At 62.9% G+C, this 11,326-nt stretch carries 7 protein-coding genes and 2 pseudogenes; 1 reads left to right on the top strand and 8 read right to left on the bottom strand.

What is annotated here, in order from left to right; translation table 11 throughout:
• Positions 1-156: 156 nt before the first annotated feature.
• The 3 genes from ACK59L_RS16145 to pssA all read right to left on the bottom strand — a co-directional run bounded on the left by ACK59L_RS16145 (position 157) and on the right by pssA (position 5,556).
• Positions 157-1,305: a GGDEF domain-containing protein gene (locus ACK59L_RS16145; protein ID WP_409274704.1), complete on the bottom strand. Its 1,149-nt coding sequence runs from the start codon at positions 1,303-1,305 to the stop codon at positions 157-159.
• A 280-nt stretch (positions 1,306-1,585) separates the two neighbouring features.
• Positions 1,586-4,126, bottom strand: a complete 2,541-nt coding sequence (locus tag ACK59L_RS16140) for an EAL domain-containing protein (protein WP_409274702.1) — start codon at positions 4,124-4,126, stop codon at positions 1,586-1,588.
• Positions 4,127-4,227: 101 nt separating this feature from the next.
• On the bottom strand, positions 4,228-5,556 hold the full coding sequence (gene pssA, locus ACK59L_RS16135) for a CDP-diacylglycerol--serine O-phosphatidyltransferase (RefSeq protein WP_409274700.1): 1,329 nt from the start codon (positions 5,554-5,556) through the stop codon (positions 4,228-4,230).
• A 52-nt stretch (positions 5,557-5,608) separates the two neighbouring features.
• Between pssA and ACK59L_RS16130 the strand changes: the two are divergent.
• Positions 5,609-6,600, top strand: a pseudogene (locus ACK59L_RS16130) (GlxA family transcriptional regulator).
• 15 nt (positions 6,601-6,615) lie between these two features.
• On the opposite strand, the pseudogene ACK59L_RS16125 reads toward ACK59L_RS16130, so the two are convergent.
• The 5 genes and pseudogenes from ACK59L_RS16125 to ACK59L_RS16105 all read right to left on the bottom strand — a co-directional run.
• Positions 6,616-6,906, bottom strand: a pseudogene (locus ACK59L_RS16125) (M24 family metallopeptidase); the annotation flags it as partial.
• Between the two features lie 24 nt (positions 6,907-6,930).
• Entirely contained in the window at positions 6,931-7,809 is an 879-nt protein-coding gene (locus tag ACK59L_RS16120) for a DMT family transporter (RefSeq protein WP_196137066.1), read from the bottom strand.
• Positions 7,810-7,976: 167 nt separating this feature from the next.
• On the bottom strand, positions 7,977-9,389 hold the full coding sequence (locus tag ACK59L_RS16115; RefSeq protein WP_409274698.1) for a DOPA decarboxylase: 1,413 nt from the start codon (positions 9,387-9,389) through the stop codon (positions 7,977-7,979).
• 119 nt (positions 9,390-9,508) lie between these two features.
• On the bottom strand, positions 9,509-10,453 hold the full coding sequence (locus ACK59L_RS16110) for a LysR family transcriptional regulator (protein ID WP_409274696.1): 945 nt from the start codon (positions 10,451-10,453) through the stop codon (positions 9,509-9,511).
• 99 nt (positions 10,454-10,552) lie between these two features.
• The gene (locus tag ACK59L_RS16105; protein WP_023535102.1) at positions 10,553-11,263 is read right to left on the bottom strand and encodes a YebC/PmpR family DNA-binding transcriptional regulator; all 711 of its coding nucleotides are present in this window, start codon (positions 11,261-11,263) and stop codon (positions 10,553-10,555) included.
• Between the last annotated feature and the right edge of the window lie 63 nt (positions 11,264-11,326).

Raw genomic sequence — 11,326 nt, 5'->3', positions numbered from 1 at the left:
GTCGCGTTGGATGGTGCAGCGGCCCCAGCCTACACACTTCCCAGCCCCTTTTGCCCGGACACTCTGCGGCCCACTCCGGCCGGTGAGGCCTACAGGGCTGCACACGTAGATCAATGACGAGTCAGGATTAGCCGAACAACCGCACCCCTACCTCGCTCAAGAAAACTCGCCACCTGTCACCTGTCGCTCCACAAATCGAATGCTGTTGCGCCCTGCGCGCTTGGACTCGTACAACGCCACATCCCCCTGCTCGATCAGCGCCGCCAGACTCGCTGGCGCCTGGTCAAACACATTCACCCCAATGCTCAACGTCACCGCTGCAGGTGTCGGGACTGCCCCGCCGGCATAGGCCTGAAATTGCTCCCGTAGTCCCTTGGCCAACCCCAGGACCCCTTCACGGCTTGCCCCACTGAGCAAAATCACGAACTCATCCCCGCCTAAACGCGCCGCCAGGGAGCGCTCGGGCAACACCGCACGGATCATTTCACTCAAGGCCACCAGCAACCGGTCCCCCGCTGCGTGCCCATGCAGGTCGTTCACCAGCTTGAAATTGTCGATATCGATCAACAACAACGCTGCAGGCCGGGCATTGCTGACCTCCTTGAAAAAAGGCCCCGCACGCATTTCCAGGGCACGCCGGTTGTACAGCGCAGTCAGCGGATCCCGTGCGGCCAGCCGAGCGATGCGTTCTTCGCGGCGGTAGCGAACCGTGCCTGTCATCGACAACGCGATCAGCATGATCGCCATGGCACCCTCCACCAGGGAGACCTGGATGATCAACCCACCGAAACTGGCCAGGTCAATCAACGTGCCCGGCGCAATCGCAATGATTGCCTTGATCACGTAGAACAACCCATGTACCAGAAGCACGTACCGCAACTGGACTGCACCTACGCTCAGCGACTGCCCATGCGGCTGCAGCAGGCTACTGGCCTTCAAGGTCAGGGCGGCAACCAGCAGCGAGTTGGCCATCAGCATGACTTTCGACCACTCCGGGCCTGCAGGCAGCAGTAACAGGGCAAACCAGATCAGCACGATCACCAGCCAGGCCCGCGAAATCCGGTCCTGGGTGAAGCGCAGCACGCCTAGCAGGAACAAGCCATGGGCCACGACCAGCAGGCCGTTCGCGAACCAGATGCCGATGAACAAAAGGCCAACGCCTCGCAGCAGCGCCAAGGTGCAACCGACGGTAATGGTCGCGAACCCGGCGCTCCAGTACAGCAACGATGACTCGCGGACACTGCGCCACTCTATTGCCAGGTACAACGCCGCCGCTGCCGCCAAGGCGATGGAAATGGTGAGCATGGTAGGTGGGTCTAGCGCCATGGCGGATGTAGCCTATCGAAGTGGTTCGTAAAGGCGGCGATTGTATGCGCTCACGCAGGATTTTAGAGCAGCAGACGACCGCGTGCGCCAGACTTTTCTGCTGCCGTGACTTGCAGCTTCATTGCAGCCCTCTGGTTGGAGCGGCCCTTGTGCCGCGATGGGCCGCGCAGCGGCCCCGGCGATCCTTGGTACAGCGTTCAAATCCCAGGGCCGCTGCGCGGCCCATCGCGGCACAAGGGCCGCCCCTACAAGTGCTACGTTACTCAGGGGTATGTGTGGCGGCCGACGTCATCAATGAGATCAACGCCTGGTTGTCCACCGGACGACTCAACCAGTAACCCTGCACCTCATGGCACTGGTCATCACTGAGCAAAGCGAGCTGCTCCGCAGTTTCCACCCCCTCGGCCGTGACCGTCATGCCCATGGCGTTCCCCAGGCTGATGATCGCCTGCACCACACTGCGGTCACTGCTGCTCTTGCCCAGCGACTGGACGAACCGACGATCGATCTTGATGCTGTCGAACGGGTAAGTACGCAGGTAGCCCAGTGACGAATAGCCTGTGCCGAAGTCGTCCATGTTCAAGCGCACACCAAGTTCCTTCAATGCGTTCATCGTCTGCAACGCGCCTTCAACGTCGTTGAGCATCACGTTCTCGGTGATTTCCAACTCCAGCCGGTGCGCAGGCAGCCCGGTGGTGCGCAAGGCCTCGGCCACATCGCGTACCACGTCGCTGCGGCTGAACTGGGCAGGCGACATGTTCACGGACACCAGCACATCGAGCGGCCAGGCTCCTGCCTCCTTGCAAGCCTCCTGCAGCACCCAGTTGCCTAGCAACACGATCACATCGCTTTCCTCGGCCAAGCCGACAAATTCGTCCGGCATCAGCAATCCAAGGCGGGGGTGCTGCCAGCGCACCAGCGCTTCGGCGGAGGCGATCGTTACCCCGTCCACCTTGAACCGTGGCTGGAAATGCAAACGCAGTTCGCCACGGGGGATGCCTTCGCGCAGCTCCTGTTCGAGTACGCGCTTTTCAAGCAGTGCAGCGCTCATCTGCGTGGAGAAATACCGCCATGTGTTCTTGCCCGATTGCTTGGCCCCGTACAGCGCTACGTCGGCATAACGGATCAGGTCGCTAGGGCCACCTGGGTAATCGTCGGAGATGACCACACCCAGGCTGGCGCCTATCTGTACCTTGTGGTGCTCCACCGCCATCGGCTGCTTGAGGGTGTCGATGAGCCGGGCGCAGAACCGGTCGAGTTCATCACGCGTGCCCGGTGCGATCAGGACGATGACGAACTCGTCGCCCCCCAGACGCGCTACCAGGTCGCTGGAACGGGTCATTTGACCAAGCCGCGTCGCTACCTCCATCAACACTGCATCACCGGCCGGGTGGCCGAGGCTGTCATTGATCGGCTTGAAGTTGTCCAGGTCGAGCATCAGCACGGCCCGCGACACCTTGGCGCTGTCCTCGAGGAAGCGGAACAGCTTGTTACGGTTGGGCAGCCCGGTCAGGGCGTCATGTTGTGACAGGTGCTGAATTCGGGCATGGGCTGCCACCTCATCGGTGATGTCGGTACAGGTGCCGCGAAATCCCTTGCAGATTTTGTGCTCGATGATGGCCCTGGCCGCGATTCGGCACTCGCGTCGCTGCCCGGCCTTGTCCAGGTAATGGCAGCGCAGTGTGCCGGTAGACTCGCTGGCGCCCAGGCTGTGCAGCCAGGTTTCGACATGACCGGTTTCACAATCGAACAACGTGCAGATCGGCTGATTGAGCCAGAGCTCGGCGTCGTGCCCGGTCAGTTCGGCAAAGCGTGGTGAAAGATAGATTAGGTGCTGCTGCGCATCGGTCTCCCAGATCCAGTCGGAAGCCGCCTCGGCCACGGCCTTGAAGCGCGCTTCGCTGGCCTCCAGCGCCCGCTTGGAAATAGCCAGCTGATGGTAGCTGCGGTCAATGTCGGCGCTGGTGCGCATGGCATAGCGTGCAAGCAATACCATCAGTGCCAGGATGATCAGCAGTGCCACAGCCAGCGGTGTGAACACCGCTTGCAGCAGATCGCTACCGGGCTGGTCCATACGCCAGGTCAAACGATAGGGAACCCCCTGAAGGCGCAAATGCCCCAAATCGTTCGCAGTATTGTCGCTTGCAGTGACAGCCAGGTCCGTGAGGCCGGCCGTCTTACCCATCTGGCTGAGCATGTCGGCTTCGATCAACCGGATGAAGACCATCACCGAGTGATGTTTAGCCAGGCTGTCGGCAAGCGCAGGTGGACGTATCACGGCAGAGGTGAAGACCGCAGGCTGGCCATCAAAGATGACATAGCCCGACGCCGGTTGTTGCTGCGCCATGGCCTGGCGAGCCTGTTGCAGGACACGATGGCCTTCGGAGCTGAAGTGATCGAAACCCAAGTCGGTCAGACGCCCCTGCACCACTGCATAGAGCGTGCCCTGATCATCCAGGACGAACACGCCCGCATAGCCGTCGTCGCTATAGAGCGTGGCGCCAACGTTGCCCTCATCGAACGCCCATTGCCGGTCCGCTGGACGCGCCAGATGGTCGTAAGCTGCCTGCCAGGAAGCATGGGTCCACAGATAGGTGCGCTCGGCCTTGTGCAACTGTGCCAAAGCCGCATTCGCATGGAATCGACTTTGTTCCAGCTCCCGCTCATCGAGCGAAACGGCGATGCGATAAAGCGACACCAGCCCCAGGATCATCGCCAACAAAAGCAGGCCCGAAAAAGCCAGTACAAGGCGGCGAACCATGCGGCTGCGCGGCGAATCATTGCCAAAAGCTGCTTCCATTCCTTGAGCGCCTATTGTCGGGGATGCACAGGGTGGACCTACAGCGTGCCCGATCGATCAACGCTATCGACCATCGGGCAGGCCGCACTACAACCCCTGCCCTACAGCACCCGCTTGATCAACGGTTCCAACCGACTATAGCGTAGCCTGCGCAGCAGCTTGCGCACGGGTTTGGGGTGTTCGGCCTTGACGCCTAAAGCGTGCGCCGAACCGATAGCCGGGGCATGTTCACGCAATGCGCTCAGCTCCTGCTCGCACGGCCCCCGCCATTGCCCAAGGGGGTCATCGATAAGCAGGCCGTTCTCCAGGTCCAGGTTGAAGCCGCGCGGGTTCAGGTTGTTGCCGGTCAGCAAGCTGTAACGTTCATCGACCCACACGCCCTTGGCATGAAAGGTGTGCCCGGGATCGTTCCACAATCGGACCTGCAGCTGACCACTGGCCAGCAGGTGCTCGCGACGGCGCGCAAAGGCCCTGAGGTTGTCCTCATACAGATAAGGCAATGCCCCGCTGGCATGGAACGGTTCTCCCGGGGGGACGTAGAAGTCGTTGGCAGTACGATGGCCGACGATGAACTCTACCCGCACGCCGCGTGCCAAGGCGTCGTCAATTTCGCGCATCACGACCCGCGGCGGATTGAAGTACGGGGTGCTGATGATGATACGTTCGCGGGCCACGGCCAACAACGCGTACACCGTCTTGTTCAATGCATTGCGCCTGCCGACGCCGATCAGCGGAATCACTCGCAGGTGCCCCGGCTCGGTTGCAGGGCCTGGTGCGTATGTCAGCCGGCGCATCCGTGCCCGCAGACGGCGAATGTCACTGCGCAAATCGGCGGTCGAAGGCGGCGCAGGAAGGTCCAGGCGCGGCGTGGCCTGCGGGTTAAGCAGCCGATGCACCAGGTCGGCCATGCAGTCGGCCAGGGCCCTGCTGTGGAACAGGTGGTAGCGATCGAGCCGGTAACGGTCGAACCGATGCAGGTAGACGTTGTTGAGGCTGGCACCGGTGTAGATGACGCAGTCATCAATGATGCTGCCCTTGAGGTGCAGCACCCCGAAGAGTTCGCGGGTCTGCACAGGCACGCCATGGATCGCGATGTCCAACTGGCGGCTCTGGCGTTCGGCCTGGTACCAGGCTGCGTTGCCAGGCTGCCTGCCCGCCCCCAGCAGGCCACGCCGGGCCCGGAACCAGTCCACCACGACGGTTATTTCAAGCCCTGGACGAGCCGCCTTGGCTTGATAGAGTGCGTCTAGCACCTCCTGGCCCGCCTCGTCATGTTGCAAGTAGAGCGCCACGATGACGATCCGCCGGGTCGCTGCGCCGATACGCTCGAGCAGGCAGGCCCGGTAGGCGTGGGCATCGGGGAGCACTTCGATCGCATCGGCGGCCAACGGGTAGCCTGGCAACTGGGCCAACAGGTTTTCTGGGTTCACTTGCAGCCACCTTCTGGGCAAACTATGCCCCAGCTTGCACAGGAATCGCCCAATGGTCCACCCCGCTTCGGTAAATCCACACTCCGGCACGGCCAAGACATTCGGTTTTCTGATCATGCCCAATTTCACCACCATCGGCCTGGCATCGGCGGTGGAAACGCTGCGCATGGCCAACCTGGCCGCATGTAGGCCCGTGTTTCGCAGTGTACTGATCGCGGCGCAGGAGGGGCCGGTCACCGCCAGCAACAGCATGCGCGTGCTGCCCGATTGCACGCTCGGTGACGCGCCAGCGCTGGACGTACTGTTGGTAGTGGGCCCCAACCCCATCGAGCGCGGCCCTGCCACCGGGGCGCACATCCGCTGGCTGCGCGAACGGGCCAGGCAACGCCTGCCGATCGGCGGCATCTGCACCGGCAGTTACCTGCTCGCCAAGGCAGGGTTGCTCGACGGCTACCGCTGTACCATTCATTGGGAGGACCTGCCAACGCTGCGTGCCCGCTTTCCTAACATCATTTGCTCGCAGCAGTTGTTCGAGCTGGACCGCGACCGTTACACCTGCTCAGGCGGTGTGGCGGCCATCGACATGATGCTGCAACTGGTGGCTCGCGAGCCGGGCGGCCAGGCCATTGCCGCCAAGGCCGCCGAACTGCTGCTGTGCGACCGCGTGCGTAGCGAGCGCGAACGCCAGCGCGTTTCGCTGAGGACCTTGCTGGGTACTGCGCAACCGCGGCTCAGCCAGGTCGTTGCGATCATGGAAGCCACCTCGAGGAGCCGTTGGCACCCAGCGAGCTGGCCAACCTGACCGGCATCACCGTGCGTCAGCTCGAGCGCCTGTTCAAGCATCAGTTGCAACGTACCCCCACGCGCTATTACCAGGAACTCCGGCTAACCCATGCCAGGCAGTTGCTGCTGCAAGGCGACGCGCCGGTTGGCGACGTCGCACTGGCCTGCGGCTTCGGCTCGGCGGCGCACTTTTCCAAGGCGTACAGCCGACTGTTCGGTGTTTCGCCTTCCGCGCAGCGCCGCCTGGCAGCCTTGCGCTGACAGAGCGCTCGCTGCTCAGTTGCAGATGACGTTGTGCTGCGGCCCATAGGGGAACTGGGTAATGTTATCGGCCCCCTGCTCGGTCACGACCAGAATGTCATGCTCGCGATAGCCGCCTGCCCCTGGCAGGCCCTGTGGCAGCATGATCATGGGCTCGATCGACACCACCATGCCCGGCTCCAGTACGGTGTCGATGTCCTCGCGCAACTCCAGGCCGGCCTCGCGCCCGTAGTAGTGGCACAACACGCCGAAGGAATGGCCGTAGCCGAAGGTACGGTATTGCAGCAGGTCGTGCTGGCGGTAGATTCTGCAGTGGCACTGGCCAGTGCGCTAACGCCGCCGTTGCATCCAGGCTGCCCCCAGCCCACTGAGGCAGATCACGCAAATCCCGACCAGGCTGAGCGTATCGGGGACCTGGCCATAGAACACCAGGCCCAGCAGGCCAGCGAAGACGATCTGGCAGTAGCTGAACGGCGCCAACAGCGCAGGCGCTGCGAAACGGAAGGCCTGGGTCAGCAGCAGGTGAGCGGTCATACCGAAACCACCCAGCGCCAGCATCAGCAAGGCATGGTCCCAGCGCGGCGTTTCCCAGAAAAACGGCACCAGCGCACTCATGGCCAGGGTGTTGCACAACCCTGCATAGAAGTTGCTGGTGGTCGGGCTGTCGTGCGCCGCCAGGATGCGGGTCAACAGTTGGTAGAAAGAGAAGCCCAGCGCCGAGCCGAACGGGTACAGGATGGCGGGCGTGAACAGCGCCCCGCCTGGATGCACGACAATCAGAACCCCCAGAAAGCCCAATACCACTGCCACCCATTGCGCTACCGTGACCCGTTCCTTGAGCAGTGGTACAGACAGGGCAGTGACCAGTACCGGTGCAAGGAAGTTGACCGCAGTCGCTTCGGCCAATGGCAGGTACTGCAACCCAGAGGTGAACAGCAGGCTGGTGCTGAGCAGGCTCAAGGCGCGCAAGGTTTGCAGCAGCGGGCGTCGGGTGCGCAACACGTTGATGCCCGAGCGCGGCAGGAAAATGCCAGCCATCAACAGTGTGTGCACCACGTACCGTGCCCACACCACCATCACGATCGGGTACAGCCCTCCCAGGAACTTGGACAAGGCGTCGTGGCTGGCGAACATGAACGTGGCGCACACCACCAACACGATGCCGCGAAGCGGTTGGTTGACGCCGGACAGCGGGGTACTGGAACTCATGGCTCTCTCGAAGTGGACGCAAAACCGCGCTGCGCCATTATGAAGCCGCGCGCACGCCCCGATTAGGCGTGGCAGCAGGATTCTAGAAGAGATACCGGGAACGCGGAAGTTCAATCATCACCACAGCGTGTTTTTCCTTGGGGCAACGGGTACGGGCGCCACGGTTGTCAGCCCTGCACCACATGCTGCAGCCTGGCCCAGAGACGTTGCACCTCCTCCCTCTCAGTGCCCAGGGCGCCAATCGACACACGCACCATCCAGCGTCCATCGAGCACCGCGGGCGTCACATAGGCGTCGCCCGATGCATTCAGGCGCTCGGCCCAGGCTCGGGTATGGGCGTCCAGCGCCTGGCCGGCCACCCCTTCAGGGCAATGCCGAAGGCACAGCGTCTGCAACGGCACAGGGGCGAGCAACTGCCAGTCGCTTGCCGCGCGCACTTGTTCGGCCAGCCACCTGGCATTGTCCAGGTCCCTGCGCAGCCGTGCTTGCAAGGCCTCGACACCTTCTGCGCGCAACATGAACCACAGTTTCAAGGCGCGGAACCTGCGCCCCAAGGGAATGCCCCAGTCGCGCAGATTCTTGACCTGCCCATCGACCGAGGACCGCAAGTAGCTGGGGTTGGTGCTCATCACGCGCACAAGGTGCTGGGGGTCGCGCACATAATAGACCGAGCAGTCGAACGCAACCCCCAGCCATTTGTGCGCATTGACCACCACCGAATCGGCAAGCTCTATCCCATCCCACATCCAGCGGCACTCGGGCAGTATCATCGCCGAGCCGGCCATGGCTGAGTCCACATGCAGCCACAGGCCATGTTGCTGGGCCAGCGCGCCGATGGCGCGCAGCGGATCGAGGGCCGTAGTGGCGGTAGTGCCGCAGGTGGCAACGATCGCACACGGCCGATTGCCAGCCGCCAGGTCCTGTTCGATGGCCTGCTCGAGCGCAGTCGGGCACAGCGCATAGGCTTCATCGGTCGCGATCAGGCGGATATTGTCGCGGCCAAAGCCTGCCAGCAACGCCGCCTTGTCCACCGAACTGTGGGCATGGGCGCTGACATACACGATCAGGGGCTGGTCCTGGCCTTGAAGCCCGTGACGGACCAGGGCGTAATCACTTGAGCGCTCACGGGCGCAGATGAGCGCGACCAGGGTGCTGGTCGAGGCGGTGTCCTGAATCACCCCGCTCCACTGCTGCGACAAACCCAGCATCTGGCGCAACCAGTCCAAGGTCGTTTCTTCCAGTTCGCTCAACGCTGGGCTCGATTGCCACGACAAGCCCAGTACGCCAAGCCCGGTACTCAGGAAGTCCCCCAGCACGGAGGACAGCGTCCCGTTGGAGGGAAAATAACCGTAGAAATCCGGGTGCTGCCAATGGGACAGGCCCGGCATGATCAACCTGTCCACGTCCTTGAGAATCGCGTCGAACGGCTCGCCCTGTTGCGGCGCGGCCGGCGGCAGCGCCGCCTTCAGGTAACCGGGCTCGACCTGGGCCATGACCGGGCGCTGCTGTACGGTCTGGCGGTAATCGGCGATCAGGTCGATCAGTTGATGGCCATACTGGCGAAACGCTTCGGGGGTCATGCACGTGCTCCTGTGGTGGGCGCCTCACGCGCTGATGGCGGTCAGTGCGGGTCGGCGGCTGGCTGGGAGCAGTGTAGAGTGCGCCGCCTGCGCGAAGAACCGCGCTCTGCGCATAGCTGCTATGGCAAATACGCAACGCCGCCCTGGACACCGAATTGAGATTGGCGCCACAGGTCGAACACCCGGTTTCGAAACCAGCGATGCTCGGCCGACCCATGCAAACGTTCGTGCCACACCACCCAATACCGCTGACTGTGCTCGACGAACCCCAACGGGCGCCATGCCAGCGGATGCAGGCGGCACAATTGGCGGGCGATGTGTTCGGGCACGGTAGCCACTGCCTGGCTGCTGGCGACCACCTGTACCGTTGCGCAAAAAAACGGCACTTGCAGGCTGATGTGCCGTTGCAGGCCCTGCGCACGCAGATGCTGGTCAATGAAGCTGTCCTTGTCCCCGCCACCGGAGATTCGTACATGCCTGCACGCCAGGTAGTCGCTTTGCGAAACCCGCCCATGGGCGGTCAAGGGATGATCCGGTGCCATCAGGCACACCGCCCGATCCTCGCCAAGCAGACGCCCGTGCACATTGGGCGGCGACTCGTCGAACAAGGTGGTGGCAAGGTCGATCTCGCCACTGGCGAGCAGGTCATATTGCCCGGCTTGCCAGGTGCGGTACTCCAGGCTGATGCCTGGCGCTTCCTGCTCCAGTGCCGTCACCAGCAAAGGGAGCATATGCTCGGCGACATAATCGGAGGCAGCAAGGCAAAAGCGGCGTTGGCAGCGGCCAGGCTCGAATACCGCAGGCTGACGAAGCGCCTGCAGCTCGCCCAGCACCTGGCGCAAGGGCTCGCGTAGCGTCTGGGCATGCTCGCTCAGCACGTAGCCTCGGCCTTGACGCACCAGCAGCGGGTCGTCGAAGGCCTCGCGAAGTTGAGCCAACTGGCGGCTCAAGGCCGACTGGCTCACGCCCAGCCGCTCAGCCGCCCGGCTGAGGTTCTGCACCTGCAGCAGGTGATCGAGCACCCGCAGGTGCCCAAGGCTGAGCGTGGCAAAGGCAGGATTCACGGCAGCTCCCGCTCGGGGCACGCCCCGGTGCAGCGCTGCCCAGCCATCGCCTGTGCGAGACGCCTGGCAATGGGCAGCATCGACAGATGGGGCTCGCGCTTACTGCGTCAAGCCAACGTAGACGTTCTGGACGTCGTCGTTCTCGTCGATGGCTTCGAGAAACGCCTCGACTTCGGCCAGGGCTTCGGCACTCAGGCTCGAGGCACTCACCGGGTTTTTCGGGGTGTAGCCGATCTTGGCCGACGTGACGGTGAAACCGTGCACCGGCAGGGCCTTCTGCACAGCGTCCAGGTCGGTGGTATCGGTGATGAACAGGGTAGACCCCTCCTCTTCGCCTTCTTCGAAGTCCTGGGCCCCGGCTTCGATGGCAGCCATCTCAGGATCAGCGTCACCGTTGGGGGTGGCTTCGATCAGCCCGACATGGTTGAAGTCCCAGGAGACCGAGCCGCTGGCACCGAGCTGGCCCTTGCGGAACAGCACGCGAATTTGCGCGACCGTGCGGTTGACGTTGTCAGTCAGGCACTCGACGATCAGCGGGACCTGGTGTGGGGCGAAGCCTTCGTAGCTGACAGCCGCATACTGCACGGCATCGCCATCCAGGCCAGCACCCTTGCGAATGGCCCGCTCCAGGGTTTCGCGGGTCATCGAAGCCTTCTTGGCCTGTTCGATGGCCAGGCGCAAACGCGGGTTCATGTCCGGGTCGGCGCCGGATTTGGCGGCGATCTGGATTTCCTTGGACAGCTTGCCCATGACCTTGCCCTTGGCATTGGCCGCGGCTTCTTTATGTTTGGCTTTCCACTGTGCGCCCATGTCGACTCTCTTGTTTCAGCGGCCGGTTCAGGAAACGACCGGCACAAAAAGTGGGAGCAGTTT

The organism is Pseudomonas sp. KCJK9111 (assembly GCF_046231935.1).
Taxonomy (GTDB): Bacteria; Pseudomonadota; Gammaproteobacteria; order Pseudomonadales; family Pseudomonadaceae; genus Aquipseudomonas; species Aquipseudomonas parafulva_B.
The sequence above is the reverse complement of the archived record's forward strand: the minus strand, read 5'-3'. Positions and strand labels throughout refer to the sequence as shown.

Coding starts and splice junctions, on each gene's coding strand:
- ACK59L_RS16115 (WP_409274698.1), bottom strand. CDS start 9,389: ATGACCCCCGAAGCGTTTCGCCAGTATGGCCATCAACTGATCGACCTG.
- ACK59L_RS16140 (WP_409274702.1), bottom strand. CDS start 4,126: ATGGAAGCAGCTTTTGGCAATGATTCGCCGCGCAGCCGCATGGTTCGC.
- ACK59L_RS16105 (WP_023535102.1), bottom strand. CDS start 11,263: ATGGGCGCACAGTGGAAAGCCAAACATAAAGAAGCCGCGGCCAATGCC.
- ACK59L_RS16120 (WP_196137066.1), bottom strand. CDS start 7,809: ATGAGTTCCAGTACCCCGCTGTCCGGCGTCAACCAACCGCTTCGCGGC.
- ACK59L_RS16145 (WP_409274704.1), bottom strand. CDS start 1,305: ATGCTCACCATTTCCATCGCCTTGGCGGCAGCGGCGGCGTTGTACCTG.